The organism is Kluyvera genomosp. 1 (genome assembly GCF_001266615.1).
Classification (GTDB): Bacteria; Pseudomonadota; Gammaproteobacteria; order Enterobacterales; family Enterobacteriaceae; genus Kluyvera; species Kluyvera cryocrescens_A.
The window spans coordinates 1-18,332 of the sequence record NZ_LGHZ01000012.1 but is presented as its reverse complement, the minus strand read 5'-3'; the positions used below and the strand labels follow the sequence as shown (position 1 = coordinate 18,332).

Below are 18,332 nucleotides of genomic sequence, written 5' to 3'. Positions count from 1 at the left end.
TGGTTATTGCTCATGGTTATACGCGCTGTCGTACTGCTTGTTTTGTTCCTCTCCGGTGGTGCCGCCGCCGCTTTGCCTATGCGCTATATGCAAACCACCGAAGATGCGACGGTTTGGGCGCGCATCGGCAATAAAACCATGACGGTAGGAAATCTGCGCGCCGGGCAAATTATTGCCATTGAGCCGGACGTTGAGGATTACTACACCTTTAATTTTGGCTTCGGCAAAGGCTTTATCGACAAAGGTCATCTTGAGCCGGTGCAGGGACGTCAGCGGGTTGAAGATGGGTTGGGGGATTTAAATAAGCCGCTTAGCAATCAGAACCTGATTACGTGGAAAGATACGCCGGTTTATAACGCGCCGGACGTCGGTAGCGCGCCGTTTGGAACGCTGGCGGAGAACTTGCGTTATCCGGTCATTAACCGGCTTAAAGACCGTCTGAACCAGACCTGGTACCAAATTCGCATTGGCGATCGGCTAGCCTATATCAGCGCGCTGGATGCGCAGCCTGACAACGGAATTCCGGTCCTGACTTATCACCATATTCTGCGTGATGAAGAGAACACCCGTTTTCGCCATACCTCAACCACCACTTCCGTGCGTGCTTTCAGTAACCAGATGACCTGGCTGCGCGATATGGGTTACACCACGCTGACGATGTATCAGCTAGAAGATTACGTGCATAACCGCGCTAATTTACCCGCGCGGGCGGTGGTCATCACCTTTGACGATGGGCTCAAATCGGTGAGCCGCTATGCCTGGCCGATACTGCATCAGTACGGTATGAAGGCGACGGCGTTTATTATTTCATCGCGCATCAAGCGTCACCCGCAAAAGTGGGCGCCGAAATCGCTGCAGTTTATGAGTATTTCTGAACTTAACGAAATTAAAAACGTGTTCGACTTCCAGTCGCATACCCACTTCTTGCATCGGGTAGACGGCTATCGTCGGCCGATTTTGCTTAGCCGCAGCTACCACAACATCCTTTTTGATTTTGAGCACTCCAGGCGTGCTCTGGCGCAGTTTAATCCACATGTGCTGTACCTTTCCTATCCGTTCGGTGGCTACAACGCGACGGCGGTGAAGGCAGCGGGTGATGCCGGTTTTCATCTGGCGGTGACGACGGTGAAAGGGAAGGTGAAGCCGGGGGATAATCCGATGCTGCTCAAGAGACTGTATATTCTGAGAACGGATTCGCTGGAGACGATGTCGCGGTTAGTCAGTAACCAGCCGCAGGGTTAAGCTGGCGCTCGACGAATGCCGGGCGCCAGAGGAGATCAGGCAACCTGTACTGGAATAGCTTTCGCAGTACGTTTCATTTCATTGTCGCCTTCAAAATAGGCCACGTTCGGGCGCCAGGTGCGGGCTTCTTCATCAGACATAGTGACAAAGCTGGCGATGATGACGATATCGCCAACATCGGCGTTGTGTGCAGCCGCACCGTTAACGGAAATGATTTTAGAACCACGTTCCGCCGCGATAGCGTAGGTTGAGAAACGTTTGCCGTTGTTAACGTTCCAGATATCAATGGCTTCGTTTTCCAGGATCCCCGCGGCGTCAAGGAAGTCCTGATCAATCGCGCAGGAACCTTCATAGTGCAGGTCAGACTGCGTGACCTTAACGCGGTGGAGTTTGCCCTGCAGCATAGTGCGAATCATAGCGTCTACCTTTAATTCTTAACGGAAACAAAGCAGTCAGCGGCTGCCTTGAGAAATTTCGCAGGCAGTATTGCCTGATTTAAACCAGGTGTCCATATGCGATTCACCAGGCCTCGATGAATTGCGCATCATCCCGCATTATGCTCTGCAACCCTTGTCGTATCACAGCATCGCTACCATTCATGTAGCCAGAACACATCGCTGAAAGCGTAAATTAACACCTGTACTGACATCATTTTTCCTCGTAGCCCGGGGGAGTAAACTGCCGCCGGGCTACGAGGCGGGTATTACAGCTCGACGCTTTGATTATCAATCAAGCGGGCTTTACCAAGCCAGGCGGCCATCAGGATAACCGCACGTTTGCTGTTTTCCGTCAGGTCGAGCAGGGTATCAGCATCGCGGATCTGAATATCGTCGGCACGGAAGCCTTTCTCGTTCAGCGCCTGTTCTGCGAGGGTTATCATCTCATCCTGATCGCGTTCACCGCCTTTCAGTTTTTCGGCCACGCTGCTGAGCACTTTATACAGACCCGGCGCGATTTTACGCTGTTCTGCCGTCAGATAGCCGTTGCGCGAGCTGAGCGCGAGGCCATCTTTCGCACGGATAATCGGCACGCCGACGATCTCAATGTCATAGCCCATATCGGCGACCATCTTGCGCAGCAGCGCCAGCTGCTGGAAATCTTTTTCACCGAAGCAGGCGATATCAGGCTGAATCAGATTGAACAGTTTGCTCACGATGGTAGACACGCCGCGGAAGTGGCCTGGACGGCTGGCACCTTCGAGCATGGTTGAAAGACCGGGAACATCAACAATGGTATGGCTCTCGGTGCCCTGTGGGTAGATTTCTGCGACGGCTGGGGCAAAGACGTAATCGACTTTACGCTTGTTCAGCTTTTCACAGTCTTCCTGGAGCGTGCGCGGGTAGTTTGCCAGATCTTCAACGCGGTCGAATTGCATCGGGTTGACGAAGATGCTGACAATGACCACATCTGCTCGCGTTTTGGCTTCTTCAACCAGCGTCATATGGCCATCGTGGAGATTGCCCATCGTCGGGACCAGCGCGACGCGTTTGCCTTCCTGACGCAGACGGCGGATATGCTGGCGCAGCAGCGGCAGGGTTTCGATAATTAGCACAACAAGACTCCTTAATGGAAACTGTGTTCTTCGCCCGGATAGACCCCGGACTCCACTTCCGTCATATACTGCCGCACAGCGGCACGCATGTCGCCCGCTTCAGCAAGGAAATTTTTAGCAAATTTAGGGATATGGCCACCGGTGATGCCGAAGGCGTCATGCATTACGAGGATCTGCCCGTCGGTGACATTACCGGCACCGATACCAATAACCGGGATCGATAACGCTTCAGTAACGCGCCTCGCCAGCTCAACCGGCACGCACTCCAGTACCAGCAGCTGAGCGCCAGCGGCTTCCAGGGCTAACGCGTCGTCGAGCAGGACCTGGCCGGCATCGCCGCGCCCCTGGACCTTGTAGCCGCCAAAGACGTTGACTGACTGCGGTGTTAATCCCAGATGACCACATACCGGTACAGCACGGTCGGTGAGCATTTTCACCGTCTCAACCAGCCAGGCTCCGCCTTCGATTTTCACCATATTGGCGCCCGCACGCATAACGGTGGCGGCGTTTTCAAAGGCTTGTTCAGGCGTGGCGTAAGCCATGAACGGCAGATCGGACAGCAGCAGGCAGTTTGGTGCCCCGCGGCGAACGGCGTGTGTATGGTAAGCAATATCGTCAACGGTAACCGGCAGGGTGGAATCGTGCCCCTGCACCGTCATGCCAAGAGAATCACCGACCAGCATCACGTTGATGCCAACGTCGGCGAACAGTTTGGCAAAGCTGTAATCGTAAGCCGTAATGGTGGCGAAGCGTTTTTTCTCTTGCTTGCATTTCTGCAATACCGCGATGGTGGTCGGTTTCATAATAATCCCTGATGATAAGGTCGAATTACCCGGCATTTTAACAGCCGAATTCAGGGGGGCAATTATTTTAGGCAACCGATTCCCCGTAAAGCAGGGAACGTTAAAAATGAGAGCTATACGTTACCAGAGTGCGGGTTTTTCAGCGCCCAGCGTTTCAAGATGCTGTTGCAGGCTGATCCCGTCAGGGAATGTCAGAGAAGGGGCGATTTCATACAGGGGCCACAGCATAAAGCCGCGGTTATGCATGTCGTAGTGGGGCACGGTCAGAATATCGGTATTAATCATCGCCTGACCAAACAGCATAATGTCTAAATCGAGTGTGCGTGGCCCCCAGCGTTCGGCTTTGCGTACGCGCCCCTGCTGCAGTTCAATGCGTTGGGTATGGCTCAGCAGCACTTCTGGCGCTAACGCAGTCTCCAGCGCGACGGCAGCATTGAGATAATCTGGCTGATCCTGCGGTCCAAGTGGCGGCGTGCGATAAAACGAGGAGACCGCGACAAGGCGTGTGTCCGGAATTTCTCCCAGTGCCTTGACGGCAGCATTCACCTGCTCAAGTGGCGAGGCGAGGTTGCTGCCGAGTGCGATATAAACCAGCGTCACGCGCTACCCTCGCGACGCGGTGCACGTTTACGCGGGCGGCGATGGCGACGGCGATTTTCCGGCTCGTCATCCAGCTCGTTAAGCATGTCTTTTTGCGCGGGCGGCGCGACAACCTGGAATTCGCTCCACCATTGGGTGAGACGCTGCAATTCATGATTGTTTTCGGCTTCAGCACGCAGTGCCAGCAGATCGAATGCGGCGCGGAATTTAGGATGCTCCATCAGCTTCCAGGCGCGCTTACCCTGACGACGAGACATACGCAGCTGCAGCTGCCAGATATCGCGTACCAGCGAGGTAATACGTTTTGGAATGGCCAGTGAACGGCAGGCTTCATCCAGCACTTCATTCATCGCCAGCGCGAAAGCGTCGTGGTAGGCCAGACCGCTTTCCTGGGCAATCTTCTGCGCCATCTCCAGCAGCGGATACCAGAACATCGCGGCAAACAGGAATGCTGGGTTAACGCGCATATCGTTATGAATGCGGTTATCGGTGTTCTTCAGCACCTGCGCAATAATGCGTTCCATCGGGCTATCGCCGTCTTCGGTGAAATAGCGGGTGATGGTTGGGAACAGTGGCTGGAACAGATTATATTCGCGCAGCAGCTTATAGGTTTCATAGCCGTAGCCCGCTTGAAGCAGCTTGAGCGCTTCTTCAAACAGACGCGCCGGAGGGACATCGTTCATCAGCGTTGCCAGACGCGGAATTGGCTCAGCGGTTTCCGGGCTAATACTCATACTCAGCTTGGCGGCAAAACGCACGGCGCGCAGCATACGTACCGGATCTTCGCGGTAGCGGGTTTCCGGTACGCCTATCAGGCGAATCACGCCGTCAGACAGATCCTGCATGCCGCCAACGTAGTCGCGGACGGTAAAGTCAGCCACGCTGTAATAAAGGCTGTTGATGGTAAAGTCGCGGCGCTGAGCGTCATCTTCGATGGAGCCGAAGATGTTGTCGCGCAGCAGCATGCCATTTTGCCCACGCTGAGAGGTGGTACGGTCAGACTGACCATCTTCGTGGTGGCCACGGAAGGTGGCGACCTCGATAATTTCCGGGCCAAACATGACGTGGGCCAGACGGAAGCGGCGACCGACCAAACGGCAGTTACGGAACAGCTTACGTACCTGGTCTGGCGTAGCGCTGGTGGTCACATCGAAATCTTTCGGTTTTTTGCCTAGAAGCAGGTCGCGGACACCCCCGCCGACGAGGTATGCCTCGTAGCCAGCTTTATTCAGACGATAAAGAACCTTGAGGGCGTTCTCGCTAATATCTTTGCGGGAAATAGCGTGCTGCTCGCGCGGAATGACAGTCATAACAGGTTTAGCAACGGCGTTTTCAGCCTCGCTCTCCTCACGGCTTAGCACCTTGCGGCAGAAATTAGCGACTCGGGTAAAAATGGTGCACCTCGGTAATATCAGTATCCAGGACAAAAAAATAGCGGCTAATCATAGCTCAGCATTACGCGTTTGAGAATGGCGGATTGATCTTCGCCGTCTCAGGCACAGCGGAAAGCGACCACTTAGTGACTGCATTTTGCAAGAGATCCGCTGTATTGAAATCCTGCCATTGCGCCGGAATGTCCTGGCCCAAAAAGCGCAGCGCCTCGATGAGTATCGGGCGAGGGTCGCCGTGAGGCAAAGCAGGTGCATGATTTTGCTTGGAAAGTTTAGCACCTTCTACAGTCAATGCCAGCGGCAGATGAATATAGTCAGGCACCGGCCAGCCAAACTGTTGGTAGAGCGAAATTTGCCGGACCGTCGGCTCAATTAAATCCGCACCGCGCACAATCTCAGTAACCCCCTGAAAATGGTCGTCCACGACCACGGCGAGGTTATAGGCAAAAAGCCCATCACGGCGATGAATAATGAAATCCTCGCGTGCCAGGCGTTCATCGGCTATAAGCGTACCGCGCAGCAGATCGGTAAATTCCAATACTGGATGCAGCTGATGCAGACGCAGGGCCGCGTTGTCGGGGCCATTATTCAGCGTGCGGCAGTGGCCGTCATAGGTGCCGCCGATACTCTGAATACGCGCACGCGTGCAGGTACAGAAATAACACAGGTCCTGATTTTTCAGCCAAGCCAGCGCTTCACGGTAGGCGTCATGGCGCTGAGACTGCCACAGAACATCGCCGTCCCAGTGCAGGCCGTAATGTTCCAGCTGATGCAAAATGGTGGTTGCAGCACCGGGAACTTCACGTGGAGGATCAATATCTTCGATGCGAACTCGCCAGATACCTTGCCTGGCACGAGCCTGTAGATAGCTGCCAAGGGCCGCAATTAGAGAACCAAAATGCAGTTCACCGGAAGGTGAGGGGGCGAAGCGCCCTATATAAGGTTGTGATGACATTTTTATAGCAATAAAAAACAACAAGGCGGGAAGTGACTCCCGCCTTGAAGATAGAGTGTTAGCGTTCTATCAACCTGCCATCTGCTTTTCGCGGATTTCTGCCAGCGTTTTGCAGTCAATACACAGGTCGGCCGTTGGGCGCGCTTCCAGACGACGAATACCAATTTCAACACCACAGGATTCGCAGTAGCCGAAATCTTCATCTTCGACTTTCTTCAACGTCTTCTCGATCTTTTTGATCAGCTTACGTTCACGATCGCGGTTACGCAGTTCGAGGCTGAACTCTTCTTCCTGTGCGGCACGGTCTACCGGATCCGGGAAGTTTGCAGCTTCGTCCTGCATGTGAGTAACGGTGCGATCGACTTCATCCCTAAGTTGATTACGCCATGCTTCAAGAATACGTCGGAAGTGCGCTAGCTGGGCTTCGTTCATATACTCTTCGCCCGGTTTCACCTGGTACGGCTCCACCCCAGCGATGGACAGAATACTCAGGGACGATGTTTTACGGTTTTGCCCTTCTTGCATGTTGTTTCTCCTTAACACGCACTATCGATCCCCGTGTTCGGGGGAAAAATCAGGCCGCTATAAATAACAGATGCTTTTCCGGTTGGCAATTATCTAAACGTAACACTTGACAATGCTGTGAGGAAAAGCGTATTTGCGCCGCAGCCCGAACACTTTCTATGCAAATTCACCCGAAACCAATGAAACGGGTAACGGCGATATCAGAGTCATATTATCGGCAGAAAGTTCCGCTTTATAAGCCAAAATCTCCACCCCCTTTTTGTAAGCCTCATTCAATAGCTTTGCGTATTGAGCATCAATATGGTGTGCAGGAGAGAAATATTCAATGGCTGAGTGCAAGATTGCAAACAGTAAAACGGCGCGCTCTCCGTTCGCCACAACGCCCATAAGCTCGCGTAAATGTTTTTGGCCCCGCAGGGTGACTGCATCGGGAAAATAACCAAACTCATTTTCAGCGAGCGTTACCGACTTCACTTCAATATAGCATCTGGGGCGATCATCTGCCTGTAACATGATATCAATCCGGCTGTTTTCCTCACCGTATTTCACTTCACTTTTCAGCGTGTTGTAGCCGGTGAGTTCAGGAATATTTCCGGTCTCGATCGCTTCTTTTGCTACGGTATTCGCACGAAGCGTGTTAACGCAGATAAATTCCCCATTTTGCGTTTGAGTCAGTTCCCAGGTATGCGGATATTTGCGTTTAGTATTTTCGGATGTTGAATACCACACGGTATCGCCCGGCGTTGCGCAACCGGTCATCGCGCCGGTGTTTGGACAGTGAAGGGTAAAAACCTCGCCCGATGGCGTGACCACGTCGGCCAGAAAGCGTTTATAGCGTTTAATTAGCGTGGCGGACTGGAGCGGCGGCATGAACTGCATTGGGTTTCCTTATTTATTCGCTGAGCGTCCAGCGCTGTAATGGCGTGTATCGTGTACGCCCTCCGGCATAGCGCGATTCATACAGAACAAACTCCGTCACCGGAAAGTCCCAATGAAAACCCGGAGCCGGAATCGGCACCGCCTGGCCCGCGTTACGCAGCAGCGTCAGGTGTGGGTGGAACGGCTGTGGGCTTTGATAACAGCCGCTGCGGGCGGCCTGCGCACGTAGCATATTGGCGAGCTGTAGCAAACCGCGTGGCGGCTGGCGCGTACCGAGCCAGACTACGCGCGAACGCAGCCACTGCCCGGCATCGTCGAGATGCAGCGTAAAGCCTGGCTGGTGAATGCGTCCGGCCATGGCCGCTAGCGCGAGCTGTTTTTCCGCGCTGACCTCGCCGAGAAACGCCAGCGTGATGTGCATATTGGCGGCAGCTACCGGCACACCGGCGTCGGCGGGAAAATTATCCGCTCGCCACTGCACCAGCTGCTTCTGAATTTTCGCCGGGATCTCAACGGCGAAAAACAGTCTTTTTGACTCAGACATCGTGGGTACTCGGTTATGAATTGAGGCGATGCTACAATGTCCGCCGTTTAATGTTAACCCCTGGAGCCATTCGTGTCCCTGTTGCCGGTCGCAAGCATCCTTCCTGAACTCCTTCTCGCCTTACGGCAATCCCCACAGGTTCTGCTTAATGCGCCAACGGGCGCGGGCAAATCAACCTGGCTGCCGTTGCAGATTTTGCGTGAAGGAGCGATTGAAGGGCGTATTCTCCTGCTGGAGCCACGTCGGCTGGCGGCGCGCAACGTTGCGCAACGTCTGGCGGAGCTGTTGGGTGAAAAGCCGGGCGAAACGGTAGGATACCGTATGCGTGCCGAAACTTGTGTGGGCACCAATACCCGGCTGGAAGTTGTGACCGAGGGGATCCTGACGCGCATGATCCAGCACGATCCCGAACTGTCGGGCGTGGGGCTGGTGATCCTGGATGAGTTTCATGAGCGCAGCCTGCAGGCGGATCTGGCGCTGGCGTTGTTGCTGGATGTGCAGCAGGGGCTTCGTGATGATCTCAAGCTGCTTATCATGTCGGCGACGCTGGATAACGACAAACTCCAGCGTCTCCTGCCGCAGGCACCAACCATTATTTCCGAAGGCCGGGCCTACCCGGTGGAACGCCGCTATCAGTCGTTGCCCTCACACCAGCGCTTTGATGAAGCGGTGGCAATTGCCACGGCGGAACTGTTGCGCAATGAGCCCGGTTCACTGTTGTTGTTTTTGCCCGGCGTGGGCGAGATTCAGCGTGTACAAAACTATCTTGCCGAACGGGTGGCTGATGATGTGCTGCTTTGTCCTTTATATGGTGCGCTATCGCTCAGCGAACAGCGGCAGGCGATTCTTCCCGCACCGCCGGGTAAACGTAAGGTGGTGCTGGCGACCAATATCGCCGAAACCAGCCTGACCATTGAAGGTATTCGCCTAGTGGTGGACAGCGCGCAGGAGCGCGTCGCCCGTTTTGACGTGCGCACCGGGTTGACGCGTTTGTTAACCCAGCGGGTAAGCCAGGCGTCGATGACCCAGCGCGCCGGCCGTGCCGGGCGACTGGAGCCGGGCGTCTGCATGCATCTGCTGGCAAAAGAGCAGGCAGAACGCGCGGCGGTGCAAAGCGATGCGGAAATCTTACAAAGCGATCTGTCGTCACTGCTGCTGGAATTGTTGCAGTGGGGCTGCACCGATCCAACACAGCTCAATTGGCTGGATCAGCCCCCGGCCGTAAACCTGGCGGCAGCGCGTCGGCTGTTGACGCAGCTTGCGGCGCTGGCCGATGAGCGTTTAACGGCGAAGGGGCAGAAAATGGCGACGCTGGGCAACGATCCGCGCCTGGCAGCGATGCTGGTGGCGGCACAGAGCGATGATGAAGTGGCAACGGCCGCACGGCTGGCGGCGATTCTTGAAGAGCCACCGCGTGGTGCCAATCATGACCTGTTACAGGCATTTGCCCGCCCGCAGGGCCAATGGCAGCAGCGCAGCCAACAGCTGTGTAAGCGCCTTAATCGTCGCGCGGGGCAGCCGGATAGCGATGCGATCCCCGCGCTGCTGGCGCAGGGCTTCCCTGACCGTATTGCCCGTCGGCGTGGCCAGGAAGGACGCTATCAACTGGCCAACGGAATGGGAGCGATGCTGGATGCGGATGATGCGTTAAACCGCTACGAATGGCTGATTGCGCCGCTGTTGCTGCAGGTTAGCGCGTCGCCGGATGCGCGTATTTTGCAGGCCTGTGCGCTGGATATTGACGCGCTCACCGCCCGTTGTCCTTCACTGCTTCAACAATCTGACACCATTGAGTGGGATGATGCTCAGGGGACGCTCAAGGCGCTGCGTCGAAGCCAGATTGGCCAATTGACGCTTAGCGTGCGCCCGCTGGGCAAGCTGTCCGAAAGCGAACTGCATCAGGCCATGCTGACCGGGATTCGCGAGAAAGGATTAAGCGTGCTTAACTGGACGAGCGAAGCGCAGCAGCTACGCTTGCGTTTACAGTGTGCAGCACGCTGGTTGCCCGAGGAACCATGGCCTGCGGTGGATGACGCGACGCTTCTGGATGAGCTGGAAAGCTGGCTGTTGCCGCATATGAATGGCGTCCATTCGTTGCGCGGGCTGAAATCCGTCGATATTTGCCAGGCGCTGCGCGACCGGATGCCGTGGTCATTACAACAACGTCTGGAGAGTTCACTGCCAACTCATTACACTGTGCCGACGGGAAGCCGAATTGCGATTCGCTATGACGAAGACAATCCGCCGGCACTCGCGGTACGGATGCAGGAAATGTTTGGTGAAGCCAGTACGCCGACCATCGCCCAAGGGCGAGTGGCACTGGTGCTGGAGCTACTTTCACCCGCTCAGCGTCCATTGCAGATCACGCGTGATTTAAGCGCGTTCTGGCAAGGGGCGTACCGCGAGGTGCAAAAAGAAATGAAAGGGCGCTATCCGAAGCATGTCTGGCCGGACGACCCGGCGAATACCGCGCCAACGCGGCGGACGAAGAAGTATTCGTGATGGTGTAAACCTGGCTGAAACGTTTACGCCGGGACGTAAAATTGAGAGATATCTTCTTCTGTCACAGGACAGAAGAATTGAGAATCAGGCCTTTATGCCTGAATGTTGCGGAGAGAAAGCATGGCGGGGAATGACCGCGAGCCGATTGGACGAAAAGGTAAGCCTGCACGTCCGGCGAAACAAAAGGTAAGCCGTCGACAGCTCAGAGATGATGAGTATGACGACGATTATGATGACGATGACTACGATGAGGAAAAACCGCGTTCGCGTAAAGGCGGCGGTAAAGGAGGCAAACCACGCAGAAAACACCGCTGGTTCTGGTTCCTGCTCAAACTCGGCATCGTCTTTGCGGTATTGATCGCGATTTACGGCGTCTATTTGGATCAAAAAATCCGCAGCCGTATTGATGGCAAAGTCTGGCAGCTTCCGGCGGCGGTGTATGGCCGTATGGTCAACCTTGAGCCGGATATGACCATCAGCAAAAACGAGATGGTACAGCTGCTGACCGCGACTCAGTATCGTCAGGTGACGGCGATGACGCGGCCGGGTGAATTCACCGTGCAGGCCAACAGCATCGAAATGATCCGCCGCCCGTTCGATTTCCCGGACAGCAAAGAAGGGCAGGTGCGTGCGCGCCTGACCTTTGATGGTGATCATCTGGAAACCATCGAGAACATGGACAGCAACCGTCAGTTCGGTTTCTTCCGCCTCGACCCGCGCCTGATTACCATGATGTCCTCGCCAAACGGCGAGCAGCGTCTGTTTGTCCCGCGCAATGGCTTCCCGGACCTGCTGGTGGACACGCTTATCGCCACCGAAGACCGCCATTTCTACGAGCACGACGGCATCAGCTTCTTCTCGATTGGTCGTGCGGTATTGGCCAACCTGACTGCCGGACGTACGGTGCAGGGCGCGAGTACGCTGACCCAGCAGCTGGTGAAAAACCTGTTCCTCTCCAGCGAACGTTCCTACTGGCGTAAAGCGAACGAAGCGTACATGGCGCTGATCGTCGATGCACGTTACAGCAAGGACCGTATTCTTGAGCTGTACATGAACGAGGTGTATCTCGGTCAGAGCGGCGACAATGAGATCCGCGGCTTCCCGCTGGCGAGCCTCTATTACTTTGGCCGTCCGGTCGAAGAGCTGAGCCTCGATCAGCAGGCGCTGCTGGTGGGCATGGTGAAAGGGGCGTCGGTTTATAACCCATGGCGTAACCCGAAACTGGCGCTGGAGCGTCGTAACCTGGTGCTGCGCCTGCTGCAACAGCAGAAAGTCATCGATCAGGAACTGTACGACATGCTGAGCGCGAGACCACTGGGCGTACAGCCGCGCGGTGGGGTGATTTCGCCGCAGCCAGCATTTATGCAGATGGTACGTCAGGAGCTGCAGGCGAAGCTGGGCGATAAGGTCAAAGACCTGTCTGGGGTGAAAATCTTCACTACCTTCGACTCTGTTGCCCAGGATGCCGCAGAAAAAGCAGCGACCGAAGGCATTCCGGTACTGAAGAAACAGCGCAAGCTGAATGACCTGGAAACTGCGATGGTGGTGGTTGACCGCTTCAGTGGTGAAGTGCGTGCCATGGTTGGCGGGGCTGAGCCGCAGTTTGCCGGTTACAACCGTGCTATGCAGGCGCGTCGTTCAATTGGTTCTCTGGCAAAACCGGCGACCTATCTGACGGCGTTAAGCCAGCCGAATCAGTATCGCTTGAATACCTGGATTGCCGATGCGCCAATTGCTCTGCGTCAGCCAAACGGCCAGGTATGGTCACCGCAGAATGACGATCGTCGCTACAGCGGCCAGGTCATGCTGGTGGATGCGTTGACCCGTTCGATGAACGTGCCGACCGTCAACCTTGGCATGGCGCTAGGCTTACCAGCCGTCACCGATACCTGGTTGAAGTTGGGGGCGCCGAAAGATCAGCTTAACGCCGTTCCGGCAATGCTGCTGGGTGCGCTGAACCTGACGCCGATTGAAGTGGCGCAGGCGTTCCAGACTATCGCCAGCGGCGGTAACCGCGCAACGCTTTCGGCGCTGCGTTCGGTGATTGCTGAAGACGGTACTGTGTTGTATCAGAGCTTCCCGCAGGCTGAACGCGCCGTTCCGGCACAGGCGGCCTACATGACGCTGTGGACCATGCAGCAGGTGGTCCAGCGCGGTACGGGCCGTCAGTTGGGCGCGAAATACCCGAACCTGCATTTGGCAGGGAAAACCGGGACCACCAACAATAACGTCGATACCTGGTTTGCCGGGATTGATGGGCGTGAAGTGGTGATTACCTGGGTAGGTCGCGATAACAACCAGCCAACCAAGCTGTACGGTGCTAGCGGTGCGATGTCTATCTACCAGCGCTATTTATCGAGTGAATCGCCGATCGCGCTGGATCTGACGCCGCCGGAAGATATCGTCAATATGGGCGTGGATGAAAACGGTAACTTTATCTGCGGCGGCGGTGGCTTGCGTATGCTGCCGGTCTGGACCACCAATCCGGATGCGCTCTGCCAGCAGAGCCAGCAGCAGATTGAGCAGCAGTCTGCGAATCCGTTTGATAATTCCTCTTCTCAACCGCAGCAGCAACAGCAGCAACAGCCGCCAGCGCAGGAGAAGAAAGACAGCGATGGCGTAGCCGGCTGGATTAAGGATATGTTCGGCGGGAATTAATACGACCTTGTGGTCATTAAAAAGCCTCTGTTTGATACAGGGGCTTTTTTTCATCTCTTTTTTTCTTTTTCTTAACGCCTTTATTTCATCTGTTTATTTCTTAACCCCTTAATTCTGGTAGGGACTTTTATCGCTTGCTATACGTCCAGCTGCTGTCCTATCATGCATCCGGTTATAATAATAATTCTCGTTTACGTTATCATTCACTTCATCAGAGACATACCAATGGCGCGTTCTAAAACTGCTCAGCCAACCCACTCGCTGCGTAAACTCGCAGTCGTAGTCGCCACAGCGGTTAGCGGCATGTCTGTTTACGCACAGGCTGCAGATAAACCGAAAGAAGAAACCATCACCGTCACCGCAGCACCTGCGGCTCAGGAAAGTGCCTGGGGTCCGGCGGCAACGATTGCTGCTAAGCACTCAGCGACGGCAACCAAAACGGATACTCCGATTGAGAAGACGCCACAGTCTGTTTCGGTGATTACCCGTCAGGAGATGGATATTCGTCAACCGACGACCGTGAAAGATGCTATGGCCTATACGCCGAGCGTCTTCTCCACTCGCGGCAGCTCTTCGACTTATGATGTTGTTTCCATTCGTGGCTTTACAGCACCAACCACCGTTAATACCAACCAATATCTGGATGGGATGAAACTTCAGGGTAATAACTACTCTGAAATTTCCATGGACCCTTATTTCCTGGAACGCGTAGAAGTGATGCGTGGGCCAACGTCCGTGCTGTATGGCAACAGCAACCCGGGCGGTATCGTCAGCATGGTCAGCAAGCGCCCGACGACTGAACCGCTGCGCGAAATTCAGTTCAAAATGGGTACGGATAACCTCTGGCAGACCGGTTTTGACTTCAGCGATGCGATTGATGACGCTGGCGTATGGTCTTATCGTCTGACCGGCTTAGGCCGCAGTCAGGATGCTCAGCAGGACATGGTGAAATCCAGCCGCTACGCGGTGGCACCATCCTTTAGCTGGCGTCCGGATGATAAAACTGACTTCACCTTCCTGAGCAACTTCCAAAGCGATCCGGATGCAGGCTACTACGGCTGGCTGCCACGCGAAGGTACCGTTGTTCCTTACGTTGATGCCAACGGCAATTCGCATAAGCTGCCGACCGATTTCAACGAAGGTGAACGAGATAACAAGATGCAGCGTCGCCAGCAGATGGTGGGCTACAACTTCTCTCACGCGTTTAACGATACCTTCACCGTGCGCCAGAACCTGCGCTACGACCAGGTGAAAACGCTGTACCGTTCTGTGTATGGCTTTGGCTATGACGGTGCCGGTAACATCAAACGTAACTACGTCCGTTCTGACGAAGATCTGAATACCTTTACTGTCGATACTCAGCTGCAATCCAACTTTGCTACTGGTGACGTCGGCCATACGCTGCTAACCGGTGTTGATTACTCTCGTATGCGTAACGACATCGATGCACTGTACGGTTCAGCTGATTCTCTGAATATGTTGAATCCGCAGTACGGTAATCCGAACATCGACGTCAGCGGTCCGTATGCGAAGTATCAGGTTCTGAACCGTATGGAACAGACCGGCCTGTACGCACAGGATCAGATGGAATGGGACAAATGGGTGCTGACGCTGGGCGGTCGTTATGACTATGCGAAGACCTCAACCCTGACTCGTACCACCGGTACAGAAGCCATGAATCACGACCAGCAGTTCACCTGGCGTGGTGGGGTGAACTATCTGTTTGATAACGGTATTTCCCCATACTTTAGCTATAGCGAATCCTTCGAACCAACTTCTGGTTCGACGAAAGAAGGCAAACCGTTCGATCCTTCTCGCGGTAAGCAGTATGAGACGGGCGTGAAATACGTACCGAAGGATATGCCTGTTGTCCTGACAGCAGCCATTTACCAACTGACCAAAAACAAGAACCTGACGTCCGATCCGAACGACTCTACGGGCCTGTATAGCGTTCAGACCGGTGAAATTCGTTCCCGTGGTCTTGAGTTGGAGGCCAAAGCAGCCGTTAACGAAAATATCAACGTAACGGCAGCCTACAGCTATAACGATGCAGAATACACTGAAGACACTATCTTTAAAGGCAAACGTCCAGCAGAGGTTCCACGTAACCAGGCTTCTCTTTGGACTGATTACACCTTCTACGATACTGCACTCAGTGGCCTGACCTTCGGGGCGGGTGTGCGTTACACCGGTTCGACTGTCAGTTACTACAAAAATGACACCTCAACCGGCAAGAAAAACGAATCGTTTAACGTAGGTGACTACACCGTTGTTGATGCCATGGTGAAATACGATCTGGCACGCTTCGGCCTGGCGGGATCGTCAGTCGCAGTTAACGTGAATAACCTGTTCGATCGTGAATACGTTTCCAGCTGCTATAGCGAGTATGCATGCTACTGGGGCGCAGAGCGTCAGGTTGTTGCTACTGCAACGTTCCGTTTCTAACCACCTCCAGGGCGCGGGTTTTCCGCGCCCTTTAACATGTTGACGGTTATGCAGGACAACACAACTCATTCTGATACGACCTTTTCTCTGGAACAGGTCGTTTTTCGCGTTCCAGGCCGTACGCTTCTTCACCCACTCTCTTTAACTTTTCCTGCGGGGAAAGTGACTGGTCTTATCGGGCATAACGGTTCGGGTAAATCCACGCTATTGAAAATGCTAGGCCGGCATCAGCCGCCATCAGAGGGTGATATCCTGCTGGATGGTCAGCCGCTGGCGAGCTGGAACAGCAAAGCCTTTGCCCGCAAGGTCGCCTATCTGCCGCAGCAATTACCGCCGGCGGAAGGGATGACGGTACGTGAGCTGGTGGCGATTGGTCGCTACCCATGGCACGGCGCGCTGGGGCGTTTTGGCGTTGCCGACCGCGAGAAAGTGGACGAAGCCATTGCGCTGGTGGGGTTAAAACCGCTGGCTCAGCGTTTGGTTGATAGCCTCTCTGGCGGTGAACGTCAGCGTGCGTGGATTGCGATGCTGGTTGCGCAAGACAGCCGCTGTCTGCTGTTGGATGAACCGACCTCGGCGCTGGATATCGCACACCAGGTTGATGTGCTGGCGCTGGTACATCGCTTAAGCGAACAGCGTGGTCTGACGGTGATTGCTGTGCTGCATGATATCAATATGGCGGCGCGCTACTGTGATTATCTGGTGGCGCTGCGCGGCGGTGAAATGATTGCCCAGGGCACACCGAATGAGCTGATGCGCAGCGAAACGCTGGAAAAAATCTACGGTATTCCAATGGGCATTCTGCCTCATCCAGCCGGTGCTGCACCGGTAAGTTTTGTCTATTGATGATGGTTGATAATCGGATTAGCCGCCGTCGTTTACTGACGGCGATGGCGCTCTCACCGCTGCTGTGGCAGATGCAAAAGGCGCAGGCCGCGCCGGTTAGCGCGGAGCGTATCGTGGCGCTGGAGTGGCTGCCCGTTGAGCTGATGCTGGCGCTGGGTGTCACACCCTACGGCGTAGCGGATATTCCTAACTACCGGATGTGGGTCAACGAACCGGTGCTGCCGGAGTCGGTGATTGATGTCGGGTTACGTACTGAGCCCAATCTTGAACTGTTGACGCAGATGAAGCCTTCGATGCTTGTCTGGTCGGCAGGCTATGGCCCTTCGCCAGAAATCCTCGCCAGAATCGCCCCTGGCCGCAGCTTTGCCTTCAGTGACGGTAAATTGCCGCTGGCTCAGGCGCGTCGCTCGTTGTTGGAGATGGCGGAAATGCTGGACAAGCAGGCGGTGGCGCAGCGTCATCTGGCGGAATTCGACGCCTATATCGACAGTCTGAAGCCGCGCTTTAAATACCGCGGCGACCGTCCCTTGCTGATGGTTTCATTGCTGGATCCGCGCCATATGTTGGTGTTCGGGCCTAACTGTCTGTTCCAGGAGATCCTGGACCGTCTAGGGGTGAAAAACGCCTGGCAAGGGGAAACTAATTTTTGGGGCAGTACAGCGGTGGGTATCGACCGGCTGGCTGCCTATAAAGACGTGGATGTGCTGTGCTTTGATCACGGCAACGCCGCGCAAATGCGTCAGCTTGAGGCTACACCACTATGGCAGGCGATGCCGTTCGTTCGCGCAAACCGTCTGCAAATTGTTCCTGCTGTGTGGTTCTATGGGGCAACGCTGTCGGCGATGAATTTTGCCCGTATTCTGGATAATGCACTCGGAGGCAAGGCGTGAAAGCAAAATTGTCGCCATTTGCCGCCCTCTTACTCGTCGTGCTGTTTATTGCCGCACTGGCGTTGACCTGGTTTAACTTCAACCTTGCACTGCCGAGCAGTCAGTGGTTTATGGCTATGCGTCAGCCGAACATTGACGCTATCGACCAGATGCTCTTCCACTACAGCCTGCTGCCGCGCCTGACGATTTCACTGCTGGTTGGTGCAGGGTTAGGGCTGGTTGGCGTGCTGTTCCAGCAGGTGCTGCGAAATCCACTGGCAGAACCGACCACGCTTGGCGTGGCGACGGGGGCGCAGCTCGGTATGACCGTCACTACACTGTGGGCGATTCCAGGCGTACTGACTTCGCAATTTGCAGCGCTCGCGGGGGCATGTATCGTCGGTGCGCTGGTGTTCGGCGTGGCGTGGGGTAAACGTCTGTCGCCGGTCACGCTGATTCTCGCAGGGCTGGTGGTGAGTCTTTACTGCGGGGCAATCAATCAGTTAATGGTGCTATTCCTG

General features: G+C 55.1%; 16 protein-coding genes. 7 read left to right on the top strand and 9 right to left on the bottom strand.

The annotated features are described in order from the left end of the window. Nucleotides 1-12 precede the first annotated feature (12 nt). Nucleotides 13-1,242 carry a polysaccharide deacetylase family protein gene (locus KP80_RS07615; RefSeq protein WP_052282995.1) on the top strand — a complete coding sequence of 410 codons (1,230 nt, stop codon included), beginning with the start codon at nucleotides 13-15 and terminating at the stop codon, nucleotides 1,240-1,242. A 35-nt stretch (nucleotides 1,243-1,277) separates the two neighbouring features. Here KP80_RS07615 and panD read toward each other — a convergent pair whose 3' ends face one another. From panD to thpR, 9 genes are all read right to left on the bottom strand, one after another. Further along, the gene (gene panD / locus KP80_RS07610) at nucleotides 1,278-1,658 is read right to left on the bottom strand and encodes an aspartate 1-decarboxylase (RefSeq protein ID WP_052282994.1); all 381 of its coding nucleotides are present in this window, start codon (nucleotides 1,656-1,658) and stop codon (nucleotides 1,278-1,280) included. Nucleotides 1,659-1,945: 287 nt separating this feature from the next. Then, nucleotides 1,946-2,794, bottom strand: a complete 849-nt coding sequence (panC, locus tag KP80_RS07605; protein WP_052282993.1) for a pantoate--beta-alanine ligase — start codon at nucleotides 2,792-2,794, stop codon at nucleotides 1,946-1,948. 11 nt (nucleotides 2,795-2,805) lie between these two features. Continuing rightward, nucleotides 2,806-3,597, bottom strand: coding sequence for a 3-methyl-2-oxobutanoate hydroxymethyltransferase (gene panB / locus KP80_RS07600; protein WP_052282992.1), 792 nt, complete (start codon nucleotides 3,595-3,597; stop codon nucleotides 2,806-2,808). A 120-nt stretch (nucleotides 3,598-3,717) separates the two neighbouring features. Then, a complete protein-coding gene (gene folK, locus KP80_RS07595; RefSeq protein ID WP_052282991.1) occupies nucleotides 3,718-4,197 on the bottom strand; it encodes a 2-amino-4-hydroxy-6-hydroxymethyldihydropteridine diphosphokinase in 480 nt (159 codons plus the stop codon). Then, on the bottom strand, nucleotides 4,194-5,591 hold the full coding sequence (pcnB, locus tag KP80_RS07590) for a polynucleotide adenylyltransferase PcnB (RefSeq protein ID WP_197276145.1): 1,398 nt from the start codon (nucleotides 5,589-5,591) through the stop codon (nucleotides 4,194-4,196). The genes folK and pcnB overlap by 4 nt, the downstream gene beginning before the upstream one ends. A 61-nt stretch (nucleotides 5,592-5,652) precedes the next feature. Further along, nucleotides 5,653-6,543: a tRNA glutamyl-Q(34) synthetase GluQRS gene (gluQRS, locus tag KP80_RS07585; protein WP_052283237.1), complete on the bottom strand. Its 891-nt coding sequence runs from the start codon at nucleotides 6,541-6,543 to the stop codon at nucleotides 5,653-5,655. Between the two features lie 69 nt (nucleotides 6,544-6,612). Next, complete coding sequence (gene dksA, locus KP80_RS07580; RefSeq protein WP_035891939.1) at nucleotides 6,613-7,068, bottom strand: RNA polymerase-binding protein DksA; 456 nt, start codon at nucleotides 7,066-7,068, stop codon at nucleotides 6,613-6,615. 156 nt (nucleotides 7,069-7,224) lie between these two features. Next, entirely contained in the window at nucleotides 7,225-7,947 is a 723-nt protein-coding gene (gene sfsA, locus KP80_RS07575; protein ID WP_052282989.1) for a DNA/RNA nuclease SfsA, read from the bottom strand. A gap of 13 nt (nucleotides 7,948-7,960) precedes the next feature. Further along, complete coding sequence (gene thpR / locus KP80_RS07570) at nucleotides 7,961-8,491, bottom strand: RNA 2',3'-cyclic phosphodiesterase (protein ID WP_052282988.1); 531 nt, start codon at nucleotides 8,489-8,491, stop codon at nucleotides 7,961-7,963. A 72-nt stretch (nucleotides 8,492-8,563) separates the two neighbouring features. Between thpR and hrpB the strand changes: the two genes are divergently transcribed. From hrpB to KP80_RS07540, 6 genes are all read left to right on the top strand, one after another. Next, nucleotides 8,564-10,993: an ATP-dependent helicase HrpB gene (hrpB, locus tag KP80_RS07565; protein WP_052282987.1), complete on the top strand. Its 2,430-nt coding sequence runs from the start codon at nucleotides 8,564-8,566 to the stop codon at nucleotides 10,991-10,993. Nucleotides 10,994-11,113: 120 nt separating this feature from the next. Further along, nucleotides 11,114-13,651, top strand: a complete 2,538-nt coding sequence (gene mrcB, locus KP80_RS07560) for a bifunctional glycosyl transferase/transpeptidase (protein WP_052282986.1) — start codon at nucleotides 11,114-11,116, stop codon at nucleotides 13,649-13,651. 225 nt (nucleotides 13,652-13,876) lie between these two features. Continuing rightward, entirely contained in the window at nucleotides 13,877-16,096 is a 2,220-nt protein-coding gene (gene fhuA / locus KP80_RS07555) for a ferrichrome porin FhuA (protein ID WP_052282985.1), read from the top strand. 48 nt (nucleotides 16,097-16,144) lie between these two features. Continuing rightward, a complete protein-coding gene (gene fhuC / locus KP80_RS07550; protein WP_052283236.1) occupies nucleotides 16,145-16,942 on the top strand; it encodes a Fe3+-hydroxamate ABC transporter ATP-binding protein FhuC in 798 nt (265 codons plus the stop codon). 2 nt (nucleotides 16,943-16,944) lie between these two features. Further along, nucleotides 16,945-17,832 (top strand): Fe(3+)-hydroxamate ABC transporter substrate-binding protein FhuD, encoded by an 888-nt coding sequence (gene fhuD / locus KP80_RS07545; protein WP_156315625.1) that lies wholly within the window; start codon nucleotides 16,945-16,947, stop codon nucleotides 17,830-17,832. After that, a partial coding sequence (locus KP80_RS07540) for an iron chelate uptake ABC transporter family permease subunit (RefSeq protein ID WP_156315615.1) occupies nucleotides 17,829-18,332 on the top strand: 504 nt, incomplete at its 3' end. The genes fhuD and KP80_RS07540, both read left to right, overlap by 4 nt.